25 protein-coding genes are annotated in these 25415 nt (G+C 35.3%); 3 read left to right on the top strand and 22 right to left on the bottom strand.

What is annotated here, in order from left to right; translation table 11 throughout:
- The 14 genes from ACIQXW_RS16680 to ACIQXW_RS16615 all read right to left on the bottom strand — a co-directional run.
- Positions 1 to 488: FAD-dependent oxidoreductase (locus ACIQXW_RS16680; RefSeq protein ID WP_402763992.1), on the bottom strand; the 488-nt coding region annotated here is incomplete at its 3' end.
- Complete coding sequence (locus ACIQXW_RS16675) at positions 481 to 1347, bottom strand: alpha/beta hydrolase (RefSeq protein ID WP_402763989.1); 867 nt, start codon at positions 1345 to 1347, stop codon at positions 481 to 483. The genes ACIQXW_RS16680 and ACIQXW_RS16675, both read right to left, overlap by 8 nt.
- 57 nt (positions 1348 to 1404) lie before the next feature.
- Positions 1405 to 2007, bottom strand: a complete 603-nt coding sequence (locus ACIQXW_RS16670) for a TetR/AcrR family transcriptional regulator (RefSeq protein ID WP_402763986.1) — start codon at positions 2005 to 2007, stop codon at positions 1405 to 1407.
- A 304-nt stretch (positions 2008 to 2311) separates the two neighbouring features.
- Complete coding sequence (locus ACIQXW_RS16665) at positions 2312 to 2515, bottom strand: cold-shock protein (RefSeq protein ID WP_038187584.1); 204 nt, start codon at positions 2513 to 2515, stop codon at positions 2312 to 2314.
- Between the two features lie 295 nt (positions 2516 to 2810).
- Positions 2811 to 3188 carry an SET domain-containing protein gene (locus ACIQXW_RS16660; protein ID WP_340823273.1) on the bottom strand — a complete coding sequence of 126 codons (378 nt, stop codon included), beginning with the start codon at positions 3186 to 3188 and terminating at the stop codon, positions 2811 to 2813.
- 191 nt (positions 3189 to 3379) lie between these two features.
- On the bottom strand, positions 3380 to 3547 hold the full coding sequence (locus tag ACIQXW_RS16655; protein ID WP_340823272.1) for a hypothetical protein: 168 nt from the start codon (positions 3545 to 3547) through the stop codon (positions 3380 to 3382).
- Between the two features lie 219 nt (positions 3548 to 3766).
- Positions 3767 to 4975: a hypothetical protein gene (locus ACIQXW_RS16650; protein WP_402763982.1), complete on the bottom strand. Its 1209-nt coding sequence runs from the start codon at positions 4973 to 4975 to the stop codon at positions 3767 to 3769.
- Between the two features lie 268 nt (positions 4976 to 5243).
- Positions 5244 to 7652, bottom strand: a complete 2409-nt coding sequence (locus ACIQXW_RS16645) for a putative bifunctional diguanylate cyclase/phosphodiesterase (RefSeq protein WP_402763979.1) — start codon at positions 7650 to 7652, stop codon at positions 5244 to 5246.
- A gap of 12 nt (positions 7653 to 7664) precedes the next feature.
- Positions 7665 to 8843 carry a beta-ketoacyl synthase N-terminal-like domain-containing protein gene (locus ACIQXW_RS16640; protein ID WP_340823267.1) on the bottom strand — a complete coding sequence of 393 codons (1179 nt, stop codon included), beginning with the start codon at positions 8841 to 8843 and terminating at the stop codon, positions 7665 to 7667.
- A 209-nt stretch (positions 8844 to 9052) separates the two neighbouring features.
- Positions 9053 to 9253, bottom strand: coding sequence for a hypothetical protein (locus ACIQXW_RS16635; protein ID WP_340823265.1), 201 nt, complete (start codon positions 9251 to 9253; stop codon positions 9053 to 9055).
- Between the two features lie 208 nt (positions 9254 to 9461).
- Entirely contained in the window at positions 9462 to 9800 is a 339-nt protein-coding gene (locus ACIQXW_RS16630; RefSeq protein ID WP_340823263.1) for a hypothetical protein, read from the bottom strand.
- 148 nt (positions 9801 to 9948) lie between these two features.
- Positions 9949 to 11760: an ABC transporter substrate-binding protein gene (locus ACIQXW_RS16625; protein WP_401022141.1), complete on the bottom strand. Its 1812-nt coding sequence runs from the start codon at positions 11758 to 11760 to the stop codon at positions 9949 to 9951.
- A gap of 25 nt (positions 11761 to 11785) precedes the next feature.
- Positions 11786 to 13282, bottom strand: a complete 1497-nt coding sequence (locus ACIQXW_RS16620; RefSeq protein WP_340823260.1) for an ABC transporter permease — start codon at positions 13280 to 13282, stop codon at positions 11786 to 11788.
- 13 nt (positions 13283 to 13295) lie between these two features.
- A complete protein-coding gene (locus tag ACIQXW_RS16615) occupies positions 13296 to 14726 on the bottom strand; it encodes an ABC transporter permease (protein ID WP_340823259.1) in 1431 nt (476 codons plus the stop codon).
- 168 nt (positions 14727 to 14894) lie between these two features.
- On the opposite strand from ACIQXW_RS16615, the gene ACIQXW_RS16610 reads away from it, so the two are divergent.
- Positions 14895 to 16631 (top strand): ABC transporter ATP-binding protein, encoded by a 1737-nt coding sequence (locus ACIQXW_RS16610; RefSeq protein ID WP_402763973.1) that lies wholly within the window; start codon positions 14895 to 14897, stop codon positions 16629 to 16631.
- A gap of 573 nt (positions 16632 to 17204) precedes the next feature.
- A complete protein-coding gene (locus tag ACIQXW_RS16605) occupies positions 17205 to 17372 on the top strand; it encodes a YjcZ family sporulation protein (protein ID WP_340823256.1) in 168 nt (55 codons plus the stop codon).
- Between the two features lie 232 nt (positions 17373 to 17604).
- On the opposite strand, the gene ACIQXW_RS16600 is transcribed toward ACIQXW_RS16605, so the two are convergent.
- From ACIQXW_RS16600 to ACIQXW_RS16570, 7 genes are all read right to left on the bottom strand, one after another.
- Positions 17605 to 18078 (bottom strand): CDI toxin immunity protein, encoded by a 474-nt coding sequence (locus ACIQXW_RS16600; RefSeq protein ID WP_401022147.1) that lies wholly within the window; start codon positions 18076 to 18078, stop codon positions 17605 to 17607.
- A 58-nt stretch (positions 18079 to 18136) separates the two neighbouring features.
- Positions 18137 to 18661, bottom strand: a complete 525-nt coding sequence (locus ACIQXW_RS16595; RefSeq protein WP_402763970.1) for an NUDIX hydrolase — start codon at positions 18659 to 18661, stop codon at positions 18137 to 18139.
- A 15-nt stretch (positions 18662 to 18676) separates the two neighbouring features.
- Complete coding sequence (locus ACIQXW_RS16590) at positions 18677 to 19237, bottom strand: DUF4256 domain-containing protein (RefSeq protein WP_402763968.1); 561 nt, start codon at positions 19235 to 19237, stop codon at positions 18677 to 18679.
- 24 nt (positions 19238 to 19261) lie between these two features.
- The gene (locus ACIQXW_RS16585; RefSeq protein ID WP_402763965.1) at positions 19262 to 19519 is read right to left on the bottom strand and encodes a hypothetical protein; all 258 of its coding nucleotides are present in this window, start codon (positions 19517 to 19519) and stop codon (positions 19262 to 19264) included.
- Between the two features lie 373 nt (positions 19520 to 19892).
- A complete protein-coding gene (locus tag ACIQXW_RS16580) occupies positions 19893 to 20339 on the bottom strand; it encodes a YfmQ family protein (protein WP_340823246.1) in 447 nt (148 codons plus the stop codon).
- A gap of 550 nt (positions 20340 to 20889) precedes the next feature.
- Entirely contained in the window at positions 20890 to 22320 is a 1431-nt protein-coding gene (gene pdxR / locus ACIQXW_RS16575) for a MocR-like pyridoxine biosynthesis transcription factor PdxR (protein WP_402763961.1), read from the bottom strand.
- A 231-nt stretch (positions 22321 to 22551) separates the two neighbouring features.
- On the bottom strand, positions 22552 to 23562 hold the full coding sequence (locus ACIQXW_RS16570) for a linear amide C-N hydrolase (RefSeq protein WP_402763958.1): 1011 nt from the start codon (positions 23560 to 23562) through the stop codon (positions 22552 to 22554).
- 163 nt (positions 23563 to 23725) lie between these two features.
- Here ACIQXW_RS16570 and ACIQXW_RS16565 point away from each other — a divergent pair, with 163 nt between their 5' ends.
- Positions 23726 to 23956 carry a phosphoglycerate mutase gene (locus ACIQXW_RS16565; protein WP_401022158.1) on the top strand — a complete coding sequence of 77 codons (231 nt, stop codon included), beginning with the start codon at positions 23726 to 23728 and terminating at the stop codon, positions 23954 to 23956.
- 130 nt (positions 23957 to 24086) lie between these two features.
- Here the strand turns inward: ACIQXW_RS16565 and ACIQXW_RS16560 are convergent, their stop codons facing one another.
- Positions 24087 to 25409 carry a GntP family permease gene (locus ACIQXW_RS16560; RefSeq protein ID WP_340823241.1) on the bottom strand — a complete coding sequence of 441 codons (1323 nt, stop codon included), beginning with the start codon at positions 25407 to 25409 and terminating at the stop codon, positions 24087 to 24089.
- Positions 25410 to 25415 lie beyond the last annotated feature (6 nt).

The following is a 25415-nucleotide window of genomic DNA, read 5'->3' as shown; positions in this document are numbered from 1 at the left end:
GCGCCAGTAGAGTTTAGGACACGATCAGAGAATTTAAAAGTTGGAATTTCAACTGGACGAGAACCTGTTGCGATAATCACATTGTTAAATGTGTACGTTTCTGAGCTTCCACCCTCGATGACACGTACAGTATTTTTATCTACAAAGTATGCCTGCCCCTTCACTATGTCGATTTTGTTGCCTTTTAGCAGACTTTCAACGCCACCTACTAATTTAGAAACGATCCCCTTTTTAAACTCTTGTACTTTTGTCCAGTCTAGTTTTACTTCTTGGACAACTACTCCCATATCTTCTGAATGCTTTGCTTGCTCAAAACGATGACCTACAGAAATCAATACTTTCGATGGAATACAACCGACATTCGAGCATACTCCTCCTAAAAATTCCTTCTCTATAATTGTTACATTTTGCCCCATTTGAGTAGCACGAATAGCTGCCACATACCCTCCAGGACCTGCACCAATCACGAGTGTATCAATATTAATCATTTACTATATCCCCCTTATTACTCTCTATAAATTGAAAAACGTAATTCCAAAAAAACGGATCTTTCACACAATTATGGTGACCCTTTGTTTCCACTTTAATTACTTGTTTAAAGTTGCTACCATTTTTTAAAACTTCCACATTTGAAACGGGTACTTTTTTATCTTGCATTGAGTGAATAGCAAGAGACGGTGACTGTTGGTTTTTTAATATTTTTTCAAGACGCCACTCTTTTCTAGCTTTTAAAAAAACACCTCCTCTTAATAAAAACCAACTAACAAATAGCCAACCAATTGGCATATAAGGTACTGTTACTTTTTCCGCCATTGAATTGCTAATACTCTTTAGTGATGTAGGCATTGAGTCAGTGATAAGAGCATGTATTCTTGAATCTTGGGCATTTACAATACTTGCAGCTATTCCTCCCATTGAATGCCCTAAAACATAAATAGACTTACAGTTAATATCTGGTCTTTCTGTCACATAATCAATCGTGGATGTTATCGTTTGGACAAACGATTCAATACTTACTTGTTTTTGCACGGAGTCACTTTGCCCATGACCAAGTACATCTATCATTACAACGTCATAGCCGCGAGCTACTATTGGGTCGACATATCGCAACATATCAGACTTATTAGAGCCCCACCCGTGAATCAGTAGAAAACACCCCTTACCCTTGTCACTTCTAATCAGCCAACCTCTGACAGCTCCTATTTCCATCCTAATTTCGATATTTTCAAAAGATGATTGCGGATATTTTTTTTCCTTTTTTCGCTTTGGTGTAAAAATATGCAAAATGATATAGCTTCTCAAAAATAAAATAAGCACGAAGAAAGCAAAAAATAATAAATAGCTCATTCTAACCCTCCAAAAAAGATACCAAATAGTCTCTTTTTAATTATAAAAAAGACGGCTTTATTGCCGCTCTGTAGCTATCATTGAAATATACTGCCTCAAATGATTTATTAAAACCTCCGTTAAATGCTCATCCTTTTTTAATCTATCTAATACGAGTCCACCTTCAAGTGTCGACACAATAAATATCGCTGTTTCATATGGCTGTATCGTTTGCTTCAATTGCTGATGTCTCATACCATCCTTTATTATTTTTACCAACCACATGACCATCATATCCATTGCTTCAGTAATCGATGGTAGCAATGCACTTCCGTCTAGATCATCCATTTCGGTTGCTGCGTTAAAAATAGGGCACCCTCCTACTATCGGTTCTCCTTCACTTAATTGTAAAAAGCCCTCTACAAATGCAAGTAATTTGTCCGTTGCATGGTCGTGTTGAGCAACACTTTCCATTAGATGGTTTTTCATTGTTTCGGTTGAGAACTGAAAAGATTCGAGCATCAGTTGCTCTTTATCCTTAAAATGTCGATATATCCCCCCTTTTTGAATATTTGTTTCTTGAATAATGTCGCTCATCGTCGTTGTCATGTATCCTTTTGTGTTAAAAATCGTAGCAGATTTTCGAATAATATTAAGCCTTGTTATTTCACCTTTTTTCATGTGCACCTCCGAAAAAGATACCTTTTAGTCTCTTTTAATATAACGGAAGTCCAAAACAAACTCAAGCACTTTTTACAGCCACGAAGTACAAAATCGTTCATAAGCTTCTTAACAAGCCTTTAAAGCGCTTTAACTTCATAATAGAAGTATGTTTCCACGTATAAGATTCTGTTACTTTACATGCGTTCTAGACGCTTTAGAGGGACGCAAAGGCTACTACTTAAATTTCATTCAAAAAAAAATGTAGGCAAACTCAAATTTCTTTGAGTTTGCCTACATTGTGTATCGTTAGTTTAATTAAAAATTAAAGTTTTACGATGTTTGTAGCTTGAGGTCCACGTTGGCCGTCTTCTACTGAGAATTCAACTTTTTGACCTTCGTCAAGTGATTTGAAACCTTCACCTTGGATAGCTGAGAAGTGAGCGAATACGTCGTTTCCGCCTTCTACTTCGATGAAACCGAAACCTTTTTCTGCGTTAAACCATTTTACTGTACCTTGTTGTGTCATTTGAATGACCTCCATTAATTGTATTTAATAATATCCGATTTCCTCAAAAGAAAAAAATTCACATATTACAAAAAGTACCGAACAAAACACGATTACTCTTTGTAACATGTGAATTATTGTTTCTTCGCAAACGATGTTATTAAATTTATTATATTATATAAAATCTCATTTGTCTACCACTTATATAAATTATTTTTATTTTCTTTACTATTAAGTTTCCGTTACTCCGTATCGAATTAAAAAATACCCCATACAAGTTATTTGTACGGGGCTGGGCGAGTTTTTAATTCTTTTTTTATTCCTCGTTAAACCATAGCTGATCTTGATTATCCACATCGCCATTATAATTGATTAATATTTCTTCCCCCGCTTTGATATCTTTGTAAGCAAAGAAATCAAATGTTTGGTTTCTAAAATTAATCTCATACGTTGCATTCGGTTCATAAGAATGATTAAACAACATGCCATAGCCAAGAAGGATAGCAGATTGACCTATTCCATATTCAAAAGCATAATCAGCAAGCAATGTTTGCTCAATGTGTTGATGCTGTTCATTTGGATAGGAAATAACTGGTGCTTCGTGTAAAAGCTCTCCTTTTTGGATATCACATGTAGCAAATACCCCTCTATTGAATTCTCCATTGCTTAATGGAGATGTTTTGATTTCAATCATCTTTTGTCTCCTAATCACTTTTAAAATATACTTTCTAACTGTACCACTAATTTGGTCAATGAGCGCATCTTTTTGTTTTTTTTGAACATTTTTTTCAATTTAAATACATAAAATAGACATTTCATTCAAAAAAATAGCTGAAACATAAAAAATCATGCAGCATTCCTATTGCAAGGAGCTGCACGAGAAAATTAATTGTTAACTTTATTGTTTAATAAATGATTAATAATAACGATGATGATTATTAATCCAATCAAAGTACCTGTACGGTCTGGTTCAATGGAGAAAAATGTTGGAAGGACATATAAATTGACTATAAAGATGAGGGTAGCTAGCAACAATAAAAATCGATATATCATTTATTGTCTTCACTCCTTACTGTCTCCAAGGTACCCCTACAAGCTCATATATGTTCCCTGTTAAAGGGTTTCCTTTCATATAAAAAAATCCCTCCCAAAAATATTTGTCATTATTATAAATTCTCATTACGAATATTTCAATTTTTTTGCTAATTCAGCTTTTTACTATAAGAGCGTTTTCGCTCAATCAGAAACACCAGACTTTCCTAATAGACCACGCTACGATTGAATCCAATAATTATAAGGTCCCTTCACTAAACCTTTCGCAATAATGTAATCCCCTGCTATTACAACATTTGTAAATGTTTTATAACTACCTGTAATATTTAACGCGTATTGCTCATAAATTTTGCTCACTTTTTGCGTTTGACCATTGACATAAATTGTATCATTTACTTTTAGTGGGAACTGCATCATAATTTTTTGATCATGTAGTTCGCTTTCTAAATGATACGTTAGCTTCTTATTTATAAGTGTGTAGCTTAGTGCACCTGCTATTTGTTTGCCACCACTAATTTCATCATCATTTACTAGTTGCATTTTCCCTTGCCAACGATTACTAGAAGTCGGCGAAAACTCTGTTAAATAGTAATAAGGTGCTGTTTCCGATAAGGCAATTTTTTTAGTTGCATCAAATAATAAGCTCGACGGTTCCGCTAATACCTGCAATTCCTTATCTACGATTGGCGTCTTTGACAAAGCACTTACAGGGAGGTATCCATAAATTTTATTTGAAGACACATATGCCCGACCATCTGCTGTTGTGAAATAGACCGCAACTGATGTACCAGGTTTTAATGACTGGCTTTGCCATCCAGGACGAACGGATAAATCAACAATTTGATTCACATATTGGATTGTTCCTTCAGGTAAGTTTGACACATAGTCTTGTGGTACATATCCCCAAATATAATCAATTGTTGTATCAGTTCTTGGATTGTATTCTACTTTCACATAATCCCCACTCAGCTCTACTACCTTAAAAACAGCCCCATACGGTGTATGCAAAATAGTTTTCGCTGCACTATTCGGGGCTTCTTTAATGGACACGCCTTTTGCAGAATTAGCAAAAATAGGCGTCCCTACAGTAAACTTCACACCTGATACTTGTTGTTGGATAGCTAACGGAACTTCCTTATAAATAACTAAATCTGTTGCTTGTACACGATAGCCGCCACTCATTTTATAGACTTTGCCAACAGTCGAATACTCATGGCCATATACGCGATAAAACTCCCCTTTTTTCACAACGAGTGAAATAAACGTACCGTCGTCACTTTTTTTATATATTTTCACGTCCTTTGAAAATGTTAATTTACCCGTTTGTCCTTTTGTAATCTCCGCTCCATCCCATATGACTTTAGCTTCAGTATTTGATTGAAAGCTTATACACATTATTAAAGTAAATAAAACAATCCACTTTTTCATATCTACTATCCCTCCTTCAAATCTATCTTGTTAATCTCCAACTTTTTTCAATAGTATCATATTTATACTATCTAATTGGTAACAATACAAAGTGACAAACATCCATGCCACGAAGCCTTTTGTATAACGCGAGGCATGAAAGACCAAAAAAATTGGACAAGCCATCCGATAAGGATCAATGCCCTACAACATTTGTCCACAAGCAAAGGCTTCCTCATGAAGAGAAAGCCTCGCTACCAATTATTTCTTTATCAATTAAATGAACATACTATTTATGTGAGACGTCAGTGTCTATAAGCCATTTTCCTTTAAATTCTGCAACAGGGAGTGGACGGCTAAACAAGTACCCTTGAGCATAATCACAGCCAATCTCAGCCAAGAAGTGATATTCTTCCTTACCTTCTACGCCTTCAGCTATCACTTTCAAATCGAGTTGTTTGGCTATCGCAATAATGGTTTTTACGAGTGCTTTGTTCTCATCATCTTGATTCATGCCAATTACAAATGATTTATCAATTTTCAAGGAATCGAGTGGATATTTATTTAAATAACTAAGTGATGAATACCCTGTTCCGAAATCATCCATCGATAGACTTATACCTAGTTTTTTTAATGCACATAATTTTTCAATCATTGACTCAGCATACATTGCGATACTTTCCGTTATCTCTAATACAACATAGGTCGCATCAAGTTCTGCATTCTCTATTGCATGCTGGACACTATCTACAAATGTTGATTCGAGTAACTGCTTCACTGAGACATTTATACTTATTTTTAATCGCTTATTTGATTCACGATGCCAATGCGCAGTTTGTGCAATGGCCGTATTCAATACCCATTTACCGATAGGAATAATCATTCCAGTCTCCTCCATAATGGAAATGAATTCATCTGGGGTTACTTGTCCAAGTACTGCATTGTTCCATCTGATTAGCGATTCCATACCGATGATTTCATTCGATTTCACATCCATAATGGGCTGATAATAAAGTTCAAATTCCTCATTATCGAGTGCTGTTCGTAATTGTTTTTCAATCATCATTTTCCTATAGAAATGTTGTTGCATTTCTGAAGTGAATAATTGATAGTTATTTTTCCCTCTTTCTTTTACATAGTACATGGCTGTATCTGCATGCTTAATTAATGTATTAGCATCATAGCCATCATTTGGGAACGTACTAATGCCAATACTCGGTGTAATGAAATACTCACTACCATCGATCCAAAAGCCTGTAATAAATTGTGCTAATAAGTCTTTAGCAAATGCCTCACTTTCAGTGGCATCATAATAGGGCAATAAGATTGTAAATTCATCTCCACCAAGTCGGTAAATGTTAGCCCTGTTATGTTTTTCTTCTAATAGCATTTCAATTCGTCTTGATACTTCTACTAATAATAAATCACCTACATCATGACCAAGAGTGTCATTGATATATTTAAAACGATCTAAATCGAAGAACAATATTGCATTTTGACTACCTTCCGCTTTAGCCTTTTCTAAAAGGGCGATTAAATCATCATTGAACATTCTTCTATTCGGTAACCCCGTCAAAGCATCATGATTTGCTTGAAATTTAATTTCATCTTCATACTGCTTGCGTTCAGTAATATCCGTTGATACAGCAAGTAACGTAGAACTTTCATGTAAATGAATTGGTACTTTGACAGTTTGGACCCATACAACTTCTCCCGAAGCAGCTGTAATAGCTTCCTCTTTTATGAAATGTTTTTCAGGTAGCTTGAACATACCTTTTTCTTGATCGAGGCTATCTTCCTCATCAGACAAATCGATTAGTAAATCCGTGTCCGTTTTCCCAATCATATCTTGAAAGCTCATGCCCATTAACTGCGCATAGGATTTATTCATCAAAGTATAACGACCATTTTCATCTTGCGCATAAATGTAGTTAGGATTTAAATCGATAACCCTAAATAAAAACTGCTTTTGCTCATATAGCCTTTTATTCATATTGTTTACGATTTCAAGATGCATGCGACTCGAAAGGATTAATATAGAAATTGCAAAGACTAAAACGGCAATCGAGCTTGGATACAATCTTGAACTAGGAAACATATTTAAGTAGCCAATGGTAAACCCAATGGCCGTGAAAATATTAAAATATAACAAAAACGAACGTTCACTCTTATTTTGTACATCTAAACTAATCAACAAACTAATAATGATACATACAATAAAAAGAAGGACATTAAAATTAAAAATCCATGACAGCTCGCCATCCACTGGAAAATAAAATATACTAGTTTCCATTTTAATAAGTTCTAATTTACTAATCCCTTTAGAACTCCAACCGATTATGTAACCAAGAAGAGCAAATGCGTAAGATATAAAAACGGTCGTCCGATTAACAAGATAGCGCCACTTTTTTTGATACTCTTTAGGGAGTATTTCTTGAACAATGGTATAACCAATATAAAAAATCGTTGGTGTGACCATGATTGACCCAAATCGGAAAAGTTTAAAAAAGAACATTATAGTTTCTTCGGTAAACAGTCGATATGCGTACAAAAACGAAACATCTATGTGCCAAAATGAGGCTAAAAGAAGGAATAAAAAAATAATTTTAGAAAGTTTATTTTTTTTGAATAGCACTAAAATCGTAATCCCAACACAAACGGGAATAAATGATAATAAAATTAAAAATATAAAAAACATATAAAGAGCCTCCTATGTATGTGTCAGTAATAGACAAGCATTATTCCCGCTACTCCCATGAGTAGTAATACATACAGACTCTACCGCTTGATGTCTAGTTTCATAAACAATAGGTATGTCTTCAAACCCATGACCTGATGTTTTAATCGTTGGAGGTATAAACCCGTATTCCATTGATAATAAAGATGCAATAATTTGCATCGCACCCATTGCACCAAATGTGTGACCTATCATTCCTTTAATTGAAGTAATAGGCACTTTAGAGCCAAATGTTTCTTTCAGAGTAAAGCGTTCTATCTGATCATTTACCTCAATACCTAACGCCTGACTGTTTATATAGCTTGGTATAGTATCTCCGACTGTTTCTTGAAAAACGTCCAGCATATGTCTACCAGTAATATCAGAGGTTAATAGTTTTTGTCCTTCATTTCTTGAAACAACACGTTCAACTTTTCCATATATCTTCTGTCCTCTTGTAATTGCTGATTGCCTACGCTCTAAAACCATTACACCAGCTCCCTCGGATAACACGAAGCCGCGATGCTGGGTTGAAAACGGTACACCAGCTTTTTCGATTGAAATCTCCGTAGAAAGTGACCTTATTTTTTTAAAGCCATTAATTGTCCATTGGCCTAATGGAGCCTCTGTTCCTCCTACAATACAAGCATCAACACTTCCAGACTCCAATAGCTGTTTCCCTATTAATATAGCGTCTAAACTAGCACTGCAGCCTGTTGTTACTGTAAAGGCAGAACCACACGAACCGATTGCTTCGGCAACAGAGCTTGAAAGTGTGTGCGTATCAACAAGGGAAACCCCATGAATCGGAAACTTCCTTAAATCAAAAGCATCCGAAGCGTATTTTTCGATTTCAAGAATGGCTCCTGCGGATGTCCCCATAATTACTGCAATTCGATGTGGTTTAAAATCATTTAAATTTGACATTTCAGATGCATCCAATGCAGCGGCAATTGCCATTCTTACAGAACGCGGATGGCGATGATAACTTACCCCGTTTATCTCCAAGAAGCTATCTTCAATCAAACCCGCTACGATATTAGTGTGAGGCTGTTGAGCATAGTTTAAAATGCCCTGAGTACAAATACCTTTTTCTAATACATTTAAAAAGCTAAATTTATCTAAAATTCCAGGAGCTTTAATGCCATATCCTGTTATGACTATGTCGTCCAAATATATCACCTTCACACTTTAACTTTATTCCATTATATACAACTAAATCGGACATAGTCTATATTCGGAAGCCTTAAGTTCTAAGTAAGTGACCTATTTGGATAATTTGTATCACTTTTAAGCAAAATATCGCAATAATTTAAGGTAAATTCTTTCTTTTAATATAATAATTTACAAGGTAGAATAACATAAATTGTGAAGCGCTTGTATTAATTTACGATTCTTTGGTTATATTCAACCCATTTCTCCATTTCTCTTTCAACTGCTCGATTTTGCCATTCAAACCAAATGCCACTGCATTCACTGCAATGACTTTCTACACCACTTTTATGATGCCCATCTTTACATGTAAAGAGCGTCTTTTTACGACAGCTATAGCAGTAAAGCTCTTTATCTTTAATAAATTCCAAACAAATCAACTCCAACTTTTTTACATAAAGTACTTTCCAAGTATTATGCAATCTATTCGTTACGTTGATTTAATAATGCTGCGAGGCTTTTTACCTATACTTGTACTCGTAAACAACAACAAGCCCCTCCAATCCTTGAAAGACTAGAAGGGCTTTTTAATTTGCAGAGAGCTGCGTCAGCCGTATGCTCTCCTCTAAACAACATTATTTAAATTTCTTTAGGTGGAATTATGCCTGCAATTAGAAGAAGAAAGAAAACTAATCCAATTAAACAAAATAGTACGGAAGCAAAAAATATCGGTCCTTTCTTTGCGATATATTGCTCGCTTTTAAGAATGAGACCTGTTTGAGCAGTCACTGCCACTTCATTAAATCTAGCTATTGGACCACCACTACTCGAAAAGTAAAAAATACCGCCAGCAATTGCAAAGCCAATAAAGAACATTATTTCGATAAATCTAACGGAGAAAAATGATGCAATAAAGTACGTAATAATCGCTTCCACAACCAATGTTACAATTAAAATGATGTAATTTTTCTTTCGCATATACAACTCTCCTTTTATTCTTTTACTTTATATACGACTAAAATTGGTTTAAGTTCCAAATTTAAACAAAAAGTGCCTGGCACTCAAAAAAAGCACTTCAAACCCTTAGATTAGGATTTGAAGCACTTCAATTCATGTGTCTGACACTTTATTTACTAGCTTTATAAGCACTTAAAAATTCTTTTACTTTTGAGCTATCTGCTGTTAGCTTTAAGCCTGTGTCAACAAGTGGAGAAACTGTTGATACTGCTGGCTTTTTATTGCCTTGGTAGTAGCTAATAAATTCATCTTGGTTAATAGAGTAAAGGATTGCTTTACGTAAGTCTACCGATTTCGATACTTCGCGACCTTTTGGATTAACGAGTAAATAAGAGACAGCATTACTATCAGCTGTTTTTAATGTTAAGTTAGCATCGCCTTTTACTACATCAATTTTAGTTTCTGGTACTGATTGTAATACATCAATTTCACCATTACGAAGTGCAGATAGCGCACTATCATTATCTTCAATGAAACGAACACTTATGTTATTAATTTTCGGCTCGTTGTCAGTACCAACTTGGTATGCAGGGTTTTTGACAAATGTTGCTTCGTAATCATTTTTTTGCACTAAAATGTAAGGTCCAGAAGCCGCTAAATGGTTTGCATAAGTTGCACCTTCTGTAACAGTAGCTTGGTCACCGTATGCAACATTTACATTTGGATCATAGCTTGCTACGTCAAACGTATTAACCGCTTTAACCGCCGCTTCAGACACGATTCCCCCCGATTGGTGAGCTAAATAATTCAGCACTTGTGGGAATGGATTTGGTGTTGTAATTTTCACTACTTGATATTTACCTGCTGCATTGTCTACTTTCGCTTCGTCCGTTACGACTTGAGCAATAGCTGCTGGTAGTTTATCTGATAGTTCATCTAAAACTGACTTTCCATCAGCTGTTTTCACAGATTCAAGTGAAGTAATATCTGAAACTACCTCTACGGAATCAATATTTTCATGAATAGAATATGTGCGGTGGTCTGGTACTGAATTTTGATCTTTCGCACGTTCTAATGAGAATACAACATCTTCAGCTGATACTAAATCGCCAGTATCCACTGCTTTGCCATTTTCCACTTTAGCAAAATTAATATCATCACGTAATACGAAATAGTACTCTTGGTTATTTTCAGAAATAGCGTGATTATAAGATAATGAGCCGTCAGATACTACTTCATCAGTATCTGATAAATTCACTAATCGAACATACATATTCGTATTTAATGTATTAATTGAACCGTCATTCCCTTTAATCGGGTCTAAAGAAGTTAATGAGCCAATTGATTGATGCAACACTAATGTGTCTGTCGCATTTTTAGCAGTATCATTAAATGCAATTGATTCCCATGCTTGAGCACGTGATTTTGGTAAACGTACAGTATCTGGGTTTACTTTTTTCGAATAAATACCTTGGAATTTTTGAGAAATGTATAAAGGTGCAATATAAGCATTATCAAATACTAATGCTTGCTCAAGCTCTTTATATTTCTCTTTGGCATCATCGCCAGTTAATGTACTAGCTTCATCAATTAATTTATCGACTGTAGCATCTGCAGTCACACTATAATCTCCACCTGTTTTAAATAACCCACGTACTGCGTAGTCTGGATTTCCTGTTACAGTCGTCCAGCTAGAAATTGCGACATCATAGTTACCCGCATCTTTTTGTGCTGAATATGAACCGAAGTCTGGTTGAATATTTAATTTTACATCAAAGCCATTTTTCACTAATTGGTCGCGCACAATATTCATATCTTGTTCTTGAGCTGCCATACCTAGCACTTCAATAACAGGTTTTGTACTCGCTGTATCTGACTTATCACCTTTATTTTCAACATTCGATTTAGTTTCTACACACCCTGCTAAAGCGACCGCCGCAACGGTTGCTGATGCAGCAAGTGTAAATAATTTTTTGTTCATCTCTGTATTCCTCCAATAAATAATTTTAGTTTGTTTTCGGATCAAGTGCATCACGTAACCCATCACCGAAAAAGTTAAACGATAAGACGAGTAGCATTATGCATAAACCTGGGAAAATAGCTACATAAGAATTTGTTTCTAAATACGTACTGCCTACTTTTAAAATATTGCCCCACTCTGGTATATGTGGCTCAATTCCAAGTCCAAGAAAGCTTAAACTACTTGTTGAAATAACTGCTCCACCAATTGTTAAAGTCGCTTTCACTATCATCGGAGCGAGAGAGTTCGGTACGATATGCTTAAAAATAATGGCAGCATCAGACACACCAAGTGCCCTTGCTGATTCAACAAATTCAAAATTGGCAATTTGCATGACATTAGCACGCATCGTTCTTGCGTATGTCGGGATTGCCCCTACGCTCAATGCAATAATTAAATTCACTGTGTTTGCACCAAATGCCGCAATGATTGCAATTGCCAGTAAGATACCTGGGATAGCATATAAAATATCGAGTAGACGCATTATGATGTTATCTGTATTTTTTCCATAATAGCCTGAAAATGCGCCAAGTGCTCCTCCTATTGCAGCTGGAATAATAGTTGAAAAGAAGCCAACAATTAAAGAGATTTGAGCTCCAAACACGATTCTTGAAAATAAATCTCTACCAAAGTTATCAGTCCCTAGTGGATAATCCAAAGAAGGTGTTTGTAATAACGCACTATAATTATTTTGCACTGCAAAATCGTAATCAAATGTCCATGAACTAACGACCGATAGCGAGAACATAAATATAATAAAGAACATACCGAATACAGCCATCGTATTACGCAATATTTTATTCCATATTTTCTGCCACTTTTCAACGGCAGATGGATCCGTATTGCGGGCTTTTTTAATTAATGTCCAGCCAAGTAGGAATGAAAAAAGATTTCCTGTTAGGGCAGGTAAAAGCAATACTACTCCAAGTGGTATCATCCATTTAGGGGCATCGCTTACTGTAACGTATCGAGCTACAAGTACAGCCATCACCGCATAAAAGACCGCGAGTACTAAAAATGCTCCCATTGCTAATAAAAACGTATCCACCACATAAGGCTTAAATAGATTCAATGCCGAAATAAGAATAATAAAAATCTGAGTAATAAATGCATATATAGCAAAAGTATATTCTGCAGTTTTATTTTTCGTTGCCAGCATAAATCCGAAGCCTGCTGCAAATACATTACCCACTAAGACTGTTAGCATTAATGGATAACCAAGCAGTCGTGTACGTGTTTGAATTTCCCGTTCTTTTGCTAAATCCTTTTTTATTTGAAAAGATGTAAACCATATATATAATGTCGTACAGGCATAAATAACAAATATCGTAAGGACATAAGGTCGCCATACGCCATTTACAAAATCAAAACTATTTAGTAAAAACAGCACTGAAAAAATAGCAGAAAAGGCAATGGTAAACTGTGCATTGACGTATTCTTGCGTTATTTTCATAAGCAGTTTCACATTCGATATGAATTTCACAATATACCCTCTCCTAAGATTTCTTCATTTTTGAACGAATGCGTGGATCAAAGAACGCATATAGCACATCAATCACCATATTGACAATTGAAATTGTAATGGCAATATAAACAACCCCACCGAGGATGGCAGGAATATCCGGAATGAATTGCTTATCTACTATATAACTTCCGATTCCACTAATATTAAATACTTTTTCAGTAACAGAAGCACCGCCAAGCATACCACCAAATAAAAGACCAATTACGGTAACGATCGGAATCATCGCATTGCGAATCGCATGCTTTGTAATGACTTTGCGCTCACTCAATCCTTTCGCTTTTGCCGTAATAATATAGTCCTCATGAATTACCTCAAGCATGCTCGATCTTGTCATTCGTGCAATCGACGCTGTAATAGAAGTACCTAATACAACAACCGGCATGACAATGGATAACCAATTATTCGGATTATACGTTGCAGGGAACCATTGTAATTTTAATGAAAACGTTAAAATAAAAATGAGTCCTTGCCAGAAGCTCGGGATTGATAAACCAATAAGTGCGATAAACATAAACGCATAATCTGCAAACGAATTCGGTCGGACCGCTGAAATTATCCCCACAGGAATGGCAATCGCCACCGCCATCAATAATGAAAATAGCGCAATTTCCAATGTTACTGGAAACTTATTCATAATACTTTGCGTAATGTTTTCTTTACCTTCAAAGGAATTTCCTAAGTCAAATGTAAATAGTCCAGATAAGGAATGCCAGAGCTGCACTAAATATGGCTGATCTAATCCATGAATTTTATTAAAATTTGCGACTTGTTCAGGTGTTGCCTCGATTCCTAACAAATTACGTGCAGGATCAAATGGCGATAAATATAAAATAGTAAATACTAATGTCGCCACACCAACAATGACAAATGCACTTTGGAATAAGCGCTCAACGATAAATCGACTAAACGCATTACTGCATAGAATTAGGAAACAATACATTAAAATACCCGGAATAAATGACACAGCTAAAAAAATCGGATTTTCGAGTAGTTCACTAAAATACTTTTTGTAGGATTGTTTTGCAATACCTTCGTTTAGTAGTATTTTTTCTACTTCTCTATTAAGCTTTTGTTCCGTTAGTTGATTAACTACTGATGCAAGTTGCTGTTCATTCAGCGATTTATTAAAAAATGCTGCCTTCGTTTGTTCCTGCTGCCTATATTCCGCTTCCCATGCTTGAATTTTCCCTTGCGAAATAAATCGTTCTTTCGTTTGTGCAAACATTTGAGCATATGAATGTTTATCTTTTTTTAACAAATATAAAAAATATGTAACAATATGCACTGGAAATCCTAGTAAAAATAACACAATAGAATAACTAGTTTTCCTCGTCATTTCATTAAAAATTTGCTTAAAGTAATAACTTTCATTAAGCTTTCTAATATTCTGAAAATTGTTCATGTATTTCCTCCTTTCTTCGCTTACTATAGTAGTAAGGTATGAAAATAAAATGATAAAATTTACATTACACTCAATATTGTACAATACCTACCTGTATAGTATAGTATGTATGAACGACTACAGTTCGTCAATAAGAATATTTGAAATTTATTAAAGGATGAGCATTCGATGAGTGAAAAAATTCTTGAAATACAAGATTTACGCATTTCTTTTATTACCGGTGAAAGCGAATTTGAAGCAGTAAAAGGTGTTAATTTTTATGTCAATAAAGGAGAAACAGTCGGCATTGTTGGAGAATCTGGTAGCGGGAAAAGTGTAACCGCTCGTTCCATTATGCGTCTTCTCCCATCACCACCCTCTTTTTTAAAGTCAGGTACAATCCTTTTCCAAGGGGAAAATTTAGTGACACAATCGGAAAAACAAATGGAAGCCATCCGGGGTAAAGACATCAGTATGATTTTCCAAGACCCGATGACTTCTACTAACCCAACCATTCGTGTTGGTGAACAAATTGCTGAAGGTTTAATGAAGCATCAAAAAATGTCCAAAAAGCAAGCATACGAAAAAACGATTGAATTATTAAAATTAGTTGGCATTAAAAATAGTGAAGAACGTTATCAGCAGTACCCACATGAATTTAGTGGTGGTATGCGTCAACGTGTCATGATTACGATGGCCCTTGCATGTAACCCTTCCCTGTTGATTGCAGACGAACCAACAACTGCGCTAGATGTCACAATTCAAGCACAGATTTTAAGCATTATGAAGCAAATGCAAGAACGTCTAGGAACATCAATCATTTTAATTACGCATGATTTAGGTGTTGTTGCAGGTATGTGCGATCGTGTCATTGTCATGAAAGAGGGAGAAATTGTTGAGGAAGGAACTACGGAAGAGATATTTGCTAATCCGCAGCATCCTTATACGAAAAAACTATTAAATGCACTGCCGAAGCTTCATGAAAAGAAAGAACCAAAACAGCCTCCTAATATTGAAGAAGGTACCGATTTGAACGTACCGCTAATTGAAGTACGGAATTTATCTAAGCATTTCGATTTAAAAAAAGGTGAACTATTAAAAGCAGTAGATGATTTGTCATTCCGTATTTATCCCGGTGAGACACTCGGGCTCGTAGGTGAATCTGGTTCAGGTAAATCGACAACAGGACGTACGATTTTACAGCTCCATGAGCCAACAGATGGCGAAGTATTGTATAAAGGGGTTCCTGTCACACGCTTATCTAAAGGTGAATTAAAAAGTATGCGACGACACATGCAAATCATTTTCCAGGATCCATACTCATCATTAAATCCTCGTAAAAAGGTTCTTGATATTATCGGGGAGGCACTTGATGTACATAAATTGGCGAAGTCAGCTGAGGAACGTCGCGCACGTATTGAGGAATTACTCGAACTAGTAGGCTTAAAAAAGGAGCATGCTTTACGCTATCCACATGAATTTAGCGGCGGGCAACGTCAACGTATTGGTATTGCCCGTGCTTTAGCAGTGGAGCCGAATTTTATTGTATGTGATGAGCCACTCTCTGCCCTAGATGTTTCGATTCAAAAACAAGTTGTAGACTTATTGAAAGAATTACAACAACGACTAGGCTTGACTTATTTATTTATCGCACATGATTTGTCGATGGTGAAGCATATTAGTGATCGCGTAGCCGTGATGTACGGAGGAAAAATTGTGGAATTAGCGGAAAGCGAAGAACTCTATGCGAACCCACAGCATCCCTATACAAAAATGTTACTACAATCAATTCCAATACCAGACCCTGCAATTGAAAAACAAAAGAAACGTCAGGTCATGTCAGAAGAAGAGTTGATGATCAATCGTTTTAATTTAGACAACACACAACTCGTGGAAGTTTCTAAAGATCACTGGGTAGCGATGTAACGAAAAGTGCCAGTCACTCAAACGATTATGAATTTTCTGTCTTTAAGTAAAAATCCACGCTTACTCCTGCGGGAACGCACGTAGCGTAAGACTTAACACCGCGCATAGCGAGGGTTGCGGCTTACGTTGTGCCCGCGGAAAGCGAGTGGATTTTTTTATATCAGCATTCACCCAAGACACATTCACAGTGCCTTATCGGCGATTGAAATGGTTTTATCGCCGATTTTCCATTATTAAGGGATACTTAGTATAGAGGGACTTCAATTAAATCTTTTTTTAAGAAGTTTTGATACTGCTGATATTCTACTAAATCTTTTTCGTAGTGTTTTAGGCTATTTACTATGGAAAACTTACCTAAATGTTTATAAAGTGGTCGCTATTTCAAAAACAAAAGGCTCCTTATGAAACTTGCTGAAGATGGCTTACAAATTTCATATATAGGGTAGCATTTCCGTCGACACCTCTTTTATCATCTCCCACAAAATATTACTAGTTTAAATTTTTAATGGATAAACACCCCCCCACTTCTTTGCAGAATACATATTATACATTGAAGAAAGGAGGGATTTTTCCATGGGATACTACGGAAATGCAGGCAATTGGAACAATAATTGTTGTGGAGTAAATAACTATGATTATGGTAATAACAATAACGGTTCAACATTCGTGCTAATCGTTGTACTATTTATTCTTTTAATTATTGTCGGCGCTACTTTCATAAGTTCTGGAGACGATTGTTAATACTATCATACAAGCAATAATGCACCTCTCTAAATTAAAGGGTTGCTCCCAGCCTGGTGACCCTTTTAATCTAATCCTTAATCCGAACACCTTTCATATTAGGTAAGAAGTAACTCAATATAGACTAGCTAAATATTTTATAATACTTATAGTAAAAACAGTCACCATTGCAAATGTTGCATTGATGACTGTTTTCATTATTGTTCTAACTGATTTTCTATATTATAAAAATTTATTCCTTCCATCCTACCGCAATATCATTCGAAGGGAATTCAATAACCAATTTAATTTGAGGTGCATAAATATATTTATCCCAACACCTCACTTCTTCGACTCTATAAATAATATTAAACAATTTTGTTTTAATAACATGTTGAGCATTCAGATCAATGATATAACAAATTTCATCATGTACTTTATGATTTTTCATTACTAATTCCACTAGTGCGCTTTCATAATCAACAAAGTTAGAAAAAATAGTTTTAGAAAACATAAGTGTCCAGTCAATTCCCGAGTGACCAAATGGAAATGCTTCAAATAAATCATCGGTGATTTTTTTAGAATCTTCTTTTGATAAAATGGCTACGTCCTCTTCAACGCTCATATTCGAAAACAAATCATTTACTTCCTCTAAAACGATTTTATATGCTCTTTTTTCCTCCTCTTCTATTATTTTTTGCTTTTGCTGAGCAAGCAATTCTTTCAATCGTTCCTTCTTATCCTTCATTCTATTCGCCCTAACTTTTGTTGTTCTGAAAAATTTATTATTTATTGCAATCTAAAGCTAAAAAATTTTTCAGCTCTTTTAAAACAAATGTTTCACGTCGCAACCATCTATTGTTATCTGATACATTGATCAAGCTTTCATTTTGTTTAATTGCCTCATCAATTGAAACCCACCTTGCTGTGAATTGTTGTAAGGATTCATAAGCATCTAATTGTTGAGCAATCCTCGCATCATTAATCAATTCACAAAAATAATAGTGCGATGCCATTTTGAATAATGTGTTATCGTCATTTTCATCCATTTTCTTTTCACAGACAAAGCCAACCTTGTTTTGAACTCTGCAATTCATGTAACCCGTTTCTTCTTTTACTTCTCGAACTAATCCTTCCTCATGGGTCTCATTATCCTCTAGACCCCCTCCAGGAAATTTAAAATCTCCTTTATTTGAATGAACTAAAAGAATTCGATTTTCATTGACAATAATCGCTCTAACAGCTTCTCTCGAAATCATGTTACTGTCGTTTTTGATGTTTGATTCCTCAAATATTTTGTTAAAAATCAAATAATCACACTTCCTTTAAACCCTAAACGAGCCACGGAAGCCTCTTGCAGCATAGTAGGAATCTGCTCCATTATGATACATAAAGACAGTATCGTAGCGACGATCACAAAAGATAGCTCCGCCAAGTTTTCTAATATTTGCAGGCGTTTGTACCCAACTTGATGTTTTCAAATCGAAATTTCCTAGTTCTTGCAATTTTCGGTATTGTTCCTCCGTTAACAGTTCAATGCCCATGGTAGTTGCCATATCGATTACTGTATTTTCTGGTTGATGCTTCTTTCTTGATTCCCATGCTTCACGATCGTAACAAAAGCTTCTACGACCTTTAGGACTTTCTGTTGCACAATCATAAAAAATGTACTCGTCCGTATTTTCATCATACTCGACAACATCCGGCTCGCCGCCTGTAACTTCCATTTCATTAAGCGACCAAAGTTTTTCCGTATGAGCTACAAGCTTAGCTTGTACTTTAGCCCATTCAAGACCTTGATGGCGATTCATATTTTTCTCAAATCGGTCTTGCAAAGTTTTTAGTAGTTCCTCATGTTGCTCAAGTGATAACTCTTTATTTGGCATATTCGTTTCCCCCATATAAAATTGTCATAGTTGTTTATTTAAAAAGGTTATAAATGCATTTTGAATTTTTTCCTTCTTTATCATTCTTTTCACACGACGAGTATTTTGTAGATATCTCCTTACTTTTCTATTTACGAAAAATAACTTTCGATATTTTTCTTCATTATAAATATCTTCAAACCAAACTTCATTCTTTAACAATTCAATATTTCTATCGATTTTTCGCGTATCTAAAGCAATACTAACATTAGGTACGAGTGCTGCAAGTAAATCTTCTATCAATTCATTTATTCCACCTTGAAAAACACGCTCATTTATCTATATAAAATAACCTGTTTCTTCTTCGTTTTCAACTACTTGCTGTCATATTATAATTATTGAAAAAGGATAACAGTGTAAGCGTCATGTTACATGAAGCCCATCCTCCATTTACCATCGTAAAATGTGTTTCTAAAAGCTGTAGATATCCATTTTTCACATCATTTTCTAGCCAAGCATTTTCAGATGATAGACGAATAAATTAATTTATATAGAACAAACGGTCAAAAACTTTATAATCGAATAAAAAAAATTAAAATAACCAGTTATCGGTACTATACCGATAACTGGCTGGATAAACAATTTTGTAATTGAATGGTAAGGGTATTTTAGCCCTTTAAATTACTGCTTTAGGAGACAAAGAAAATTTTTGTAGATGTTCAGAGCTTATACTATAAGAAACAACTTTCTCTTTGTATTTCTTCACTACATCAACGTGATTATCGTAATTAAAAACAAAGAAATGAACATCTTCTTTTTTGCCTTTTTTTACGTTGATGACAAATGGTGTTACATTCGATTCTGGCTCTAGAAATAATTTTTCATTGCCTGGGAAGATATAATGCTTTTTTAAAAAGGAAGCTTCATTAAAATAGTCAGTAAATCTGTTTTTTTCTACTTCTTCTAAGTTCTTTCCATTATAGGTTACCGTAACATCTTTTGAATCCAGTTTTTTATGAAGTTCAAATTTACTTACAGTCCATGCAACAACGATACTTGGAGGACTCATTAACAATTTAACAATCGATCCAATCACTATTGTAATAATTAAACCCCATGTCATATCATATCAACTCTTTCAATAATTTTATCATTTTTATAGCAAATAATTTATTATCACCTTCACTGCCATTGTTTCACTAAATGCCTAGATAAATGTTTCATCACCCATTCTCAATGATAAAGGAATTATAGTGATTATAACCATCCAATTTGATGCTTTTTTGACCATCCATTTATTTTAAAGATACATATAATGATCTTTTTGCTACATTCATTGAGTAATTGGTTTTCATGAAATGCTCCATTCAACACCATACCATACAAGATTTGAATATCAAACGAAAGTATTGTGACATAATAAAAATAGAGTAATTTTCCAACCTGAGGATTGGAAGCTTACTCTATTTTCTTTCATTTTAAGCTTAGAGTGGGAATAATTCTAAATCATAAAATGAACGCGGTATAAAATATAATAAAAGGTAGCCACCTTGAGTTTTTCTCATCAGCAGCTAATGCTTAAGGGATGATGCTCTCTTCCCTTATTACGATCATATAGGTTTTCCATATCATTTAAACCATCCACTCTTGCATATTTTTAGTCATCCAATTAACTACAAACTATGAAGAGCTTGTGCAAACCTTTTTATACCTTCATCAATCGAATCTTCATCTTCCCTTGCGAAAGTAAAACGAACAAAGCTTTCTTTGGAACCCAATGTTGAGCCTGGAGCATAAATGACGCCTTGCTTGATGGACTCCTCAAGTAACTGGGTTTCATTAAAGCTTTTTAGTATTTTACACCATATATGAATACCACCTTGCGGAATTGAATATTCCACAAGCCCTTTTAAATAAGTATCAAGGCTTTTAATAATTGTATTTCTTCTTTTTTCTAATTCCTTAATTAAACATTTCATGTGTGAATGGAAATGTTCTGATTCTAAAAAATCATTGGCTATCCATTGTGTATAGCTTGAGTGACCAAAGTCTAATTGTTGCTTCGCATCGGACAACCTTTCAATTACTGATGTTGGGCCTATAATCCACCCAATTCTTAGTCCTGAAGCGACAATTTTAGACAACGAGCTAATATATAAAACATTGCCGTTCTTATCCATTGATTTAAGGGTTGAAATTTTTTCTTCTGAAAAAGCGGTTAAACTATAAGGATCGTCTTCTACAACAGGAATTCCAAGCTTAGAGGATATGTCTAAAATCGCTTCTTTTTTCTTTTGATTCATTAAGTAGCCAGTCGGATTTTGAAAATATGGATTTAAAAAAATCATTTTTATTCGGTGTTTTTTATATAACATTTGCAAATCTTCTGGATTGATCCCGTCTTCATTAACAGGTAAATAATGTACTTGGATACCTGCTGATTTAAAAGTAGGAAGATTGTAATTATATGAAGGGTCTTCTATAGCAATTGCATCACCAGGCTTTAACAAACATTGGACAATTAAATGTAATGCTTGTTGCGCTCCAGATGTTATAAGTATTGAAGAAGCGTTTGTTTCGATTCCCCGACTAATTTTCACATGTTTTGTAAGTGTACTTCTAAGGATTTCATTTCCTTGTGGATGATCGTATCCTAAGCTTCCAATAAAAGAACGCGTTGAAGTAATCTCGCTTAAAAATCTTTTAGGGAAAAGATCTTCTGACAATTCACCGGAAGCTAAATTGATTAATTTATGTTCAACTGCTTCTTTTCTTATTTTTTGTGTTACAGGTAGACTAGGTAAAAAAGAACCCGCCTCAATATATCGATTCCAGCTCGGAATCCGCTTTTTTGTTATACCCCATATATCTTTACTTATCGTAGTACCGCTTCCTCTAGTTCTATCAATTAGCCCTAAAGATTCTAATTCGTCATATGCATGAACGACCGTACTTCTATTTACATTCAAGGTACTAGCCAAATACCTCTCTGATGGTAATGGTTTATCAGGTGGAAATGTACCATCAGCTATCCCCTTTTCAATATATTCTGCGAGTTGTTTATAGATAGCTTTCTTTGCTTTTCTATCTGGTTTCCAATCCATATATACTCACCTCATAATATTCTATCAAACATGCTTTCATCTTTTAGCAGTTTTATACAAGCTAAAAGATTATATATTAATCTAAGTTTGCTTGTCATGAACCAGCCACTACTATGTTATTTTAGCCATCCACTAAAAAATCCAATCTCTATCACGAATGAGTTTCTGAGGTGATTAAAAGACATAAAAAGACCAGGTGCTCATTCATCATAATAAGCGCCTGGTGCTTTATTAGTTTGTCACATTTAACTGTTTAATATCCTGTTCACGATTCCACTCAAATGTAATTAATTCATGGCTATCCAAATCCTCGGCAAATAATGAAACTGCTGAAATTCGACTATTATCATAAAGCTTAAAGTAATAGTTTTTGCTTTGCGCACACATTGCAGACGTATATATTGTATAGTCCGTCTTCCCCTCTTTATTTAAGACAACGCCTTTCGGAATATTCACCGAAGATAGAATATGAAACAAAGCAGTTACCCCTTCAATTTCATTTTTCGCTTGTTGCATATACTTCTTCCAATAAGCGACACGAAGAAACCGTGCAGATGGCGTGAAATCACCTGGTAACCCTAACCCGCCTGCCCCTTGCCCAAACGGTGTTAATTTCAAATTTCCCATTGTAATGTCTTGGGGAGGATTAGGCGTGACACCAATATAAGCTCTTAAATTTGTCTGATGCCATTCGTAACCAGGGCTATTGGTCATGACCCCAATTGTTTGGCGATGAACAGTTATGCCTGTTCTATCAGGTTCAATGACAATCGTTTCACCATTAGCATCTGTAAATGTATAGTGAAGCGGTGGTGCGAAACCAAGTATGTTATTTGCTTCATTCAATAATGTAAAAGCGCTTAATTTTTCAACGACATCGTCGACCGTTACACAGCTTCCCAACACTTGTGAAACAACATAAATCGGATTAATACCTCTTGTGCCTTCTTTAGGTTCGTCTGAATAAGTCGCAAATGTGGCATAGTACAGCATCGCTCCCATCAAACCTTTTTCGTTTACACCGTCGTAAAGAACAGGAGATGCGAGATCCGTGCTGCCCATTCCAATAAACGCGTATGGATTGCTAATGGTTACCTCATTTTTTTCTTCAAGCAATCGAATGCCATATTTACGGGGGACAATAACTACTTTACTATCTGGTTCCATTGTAAAATCCATTGTCCTAGCAAATAATGTTTTCTTATCTGTTGTATGAATTGATAAGCTACTGCAACCAAACATTAATACACTCCCTCTATTATGTTGTTTAACCCATTTTTAAAGTGGTAAATAAAAATAGATGGTGCTTTAAATCATTAGTACATTATCCAACGATGTATCATCCAATTCATCGTATTGGATAATGATTACTAATATTGTATTATGTTTGTAGGGGTGATTATTAATGGATGAAATAGACATTATAAACAAAGAAGCAATCAAAACGGATTTGGCTCTAATTAAATCCTGTTTGCGATTAATTAATCAAACAGTCACTTTAAGCAAACGAAGAGGAGAAACGTTTAACGCTCCTGAAAATGAAGAATTACATATATTAGTTTCCAAAATTGATAGGGACTTGAACAAAATTAAATTAAATATACAGTATGAAACAGAAAATACAATACACCGTTAATAAAATTTAGCTATGATGTAATAAAACCATTCCAGAGCTATACGCAAGTAATTTTCCTTTTATTCTATAAGCAGAGAAACCCAACAAACGATGATCAATCATTTGTTGGGTTTCTGTTTTCAAATATCTATTAAATGCCCAAACCGAATGAGAATAATATTACGGCTAATATTACACCTAATGCCGGCACTACAACTGTTAATGCACCAAATGCTGGGTAAGCATCTTTATGTGTTTCTCCACAGATTGAACGAATAGTCGTGACCACATATCCTCCTTGTGGAAGTGAGTCAAGTGACCCTGAAGAAATGGCAACTGTTCGGTGTAACGCCTCCGGATTGACCCCTAAATCCAAATAATGTGGTGCTAATAAAGGTAATGCAATGGCTTGCCCTCCAGATGACGAACCCGTTAATCCTGCAATAACTGCTACCGCTAAAGCACCACCTACTAATGGGCTTCCTGGAATATCTGTCATAACCTTTACAGCAGATTCAAAAGCAGGTGTTGCTTTTACGACACCCCCAAAGCCAACAACCGCAGCTGTATTCGCAATTGCAACAATCGCACCCATTGCCCCTTCTCCTACTGCTGCACCAAAATTTTGAAAGAACTTTCTGTTGATAAGGTAACTTGCTAATATACCGCCCGTTAATGCGATAATCAATGCTGACGTTCCTAATGAATTATGGAAGGTAAAAGAAATAATTAATACAACGAGTAATGGCACAATACTTAAAATCGGATTTGGTAAATCTGTTCGAGTTGTTGTCAATATATCCGTCTCTCTACTAACAAATCGTTCTCCATTCGCCATAGCTTTGCTGATCATCTTTTTGAGCCACCAATAACCAAACGCTAACATAAATACAGCGACAATAAAACTAACTTCCCATCCTGCATATGGTGAAGTACCTAAAAACTGAATTGGAATCCAGTTTTGTATTTCAGGCGAACCTGCAGATGTCATCGTAAACGTTGTTGAACCAAAACCAAGAGCCGCTGGAATAAAGCGTCTTGGTAAATCTGCCTGTTTAAATAGGCTAAGTGCCATAGGATAAACAGAAAAGGCTACAACAAACAAGCTTACACCACCATAAGTTAAAACCGCACAGGCAACTACAATCGCTAATGCAGCTTGTTTCATGCCGATTTTACTGACAATCCATTGCGAAACACTGTCCGCCGCTCCACTATCTTCCATTACTTTACCAAATATAGCACCCGTTAAAAACATTAAATACCAAGATGCGATAAAGCCTGTGAAACCAGACATATAATTAGTTAAAAAGTTTGCAGCATCATTTTCTGCAAGCTGCGGGAAAAGCGGCAGCCCATTTAATAGCCCTACAAGTAATGCAGTTATAGGTGCAGCAATGAGTAAGTTCATACCTCTCATTGTTAAATATATTAATAGTGCCAATCCGCCAAATAACCCAATCATCCCTAACATATAGTT

The sequence above is a fragment of the Lysinibacillus sp. NPDC097162 genome, assembly GCF_044762185.1.
In the GTDB taxonomy this organism is placed as follows: Bacteria; Bacillota; Bacilli; order Bacillales_A; family Planococcaceae; genus Lysinibacillus.
This window is presented reverse-complemented; position numbering and strand designations above follow the sequence as displayed.

Bases quoted from the DNA above. Each gene is read 5' to 3' on its own strand.
- ACIQXW_RS16675 (WP_402763989.1), bottom strand. From the start codon at position 1,347: ATGAGCTATTTATTATTTTTTGCTTTCTTCGTGCTTATTTTATTTTTG.
- ACIQXW_RS16670 (WP_402763986.1), bottom strand. From the start codon at position 2,007: ATGAAAAAAGGTGAAATAACAAGGCTTAATATTATTCGAAAATCTGCT.
- ACIQXW_RS16665 (WP_038187584.1), bottom strand. From the start codon at position 2,515: ATGACACAACAAGGTACAGTAAAATGGTTTAACGCAGAAAAAGGTTTC.
- ACIQXW_RS16660 (WP_340823273.1), bottom strand. From the start codon at position 3,188: ATGATTGAAATCAAAACATCTCCATTAAGCAATGGAGAATTCAATAGA.
- ACIQXW_RS16655 (WP_340823272.1), bottom strand. From the start codon at position 3,547: ATGATATATCGATTTTTATTGTTGCTAGCTACCCTCATCTTTATAGTC.
- ACIQXW_RS16650 (WP_402763982.1), bottom strand. From the start codon at position 4,975: ATGAAAAAGTGGATTGTTTTATTTACTTTAATAATGTGTATAAGCTTT.
- ACIQXW_RS16645 (WP_402763979.1), bottom strand. From the start codon at position 7,652: ATGTTTTTTATATTTTTAATTTTATTATCATTTATTCCCGTTTGTGTT.
- ACIQXW_RS16630 (WP_340823263.1), bottom strand. From the start codon at position 9,800: ATGCGAAAGAAAAATTACATCATTTTAATTGTAACATTGGTTGTGGAA.
- ACIQXW_RS16625 (WP_401022141.1), bottom strand. From the start codon at position 11,760: ATGAACAAAAAATTATTTACACTTGCTGCATCAGCAACCGTTGCGGCG.
- ACIQXW_RS16615 (WP_340823259.1), bottom strand. From the start codon at position 14,726: ATGAACAATTTTCAGAATATTAGAAAGCTTAATGAAAGTTATTACTTT.
- ACIQXW_RS16610 (WP_402763973.1), top strand. From the start codon at position 14,895: ATGAGTGAAAAAATTCTTGAAATACAAGATTTACGCATTTCTTTTATT.
- ACIQXW_RS16605 (WP_340823256.1), top strand. From the start codon at position 17,205: ATGGGATACTACGGAAATGCAGGCAATTGGAACAATAATTGTTGTGGA.
- ACIQXW_RS16590 (WP_402763968.1), bottom strand. From the start codon at position 19,237: ATGCCAAATAAAGAGTTATCACTTGAGCAACATGAGGAACTACTAAAA.
- ACIQXW_RS16580 (WP_340823246.1), bottom strand. From the start codon at position 20,339: ATGACATGGGGTTTAATTATTACAATAGTGATTGGATCGATTGTTAAA.
- pdxR (WP_402763961.1), bottom strand. From the start codon at position 22,320: ATGGATTGGAAACCAGATAGAAAAGCAAAGAAAGCTATCTATAAACAA.
- ACIQXW_RS16570 (WP_402763958.1), bottom strand. From the start codon at position 23,562: ATGTTTGGTTGCAGTAGCTTATCAATTCATACAACAGATAAGAAAACA.
- ACIQXW_RS16565 (WP_401022158.1), top strand. From the start codon at position 23,726: ATGGATGAAATAGACATTATAAACAAAGAAGCAATCAAAACGGATTTG.
- ACIQXW_RS16560 (WP_340823241.1), bottom strand. From the start codon at position 25,409: ATGTTAGGGATGATTGGGTTATTTGGCGGATTGGCACTATTAATATAT.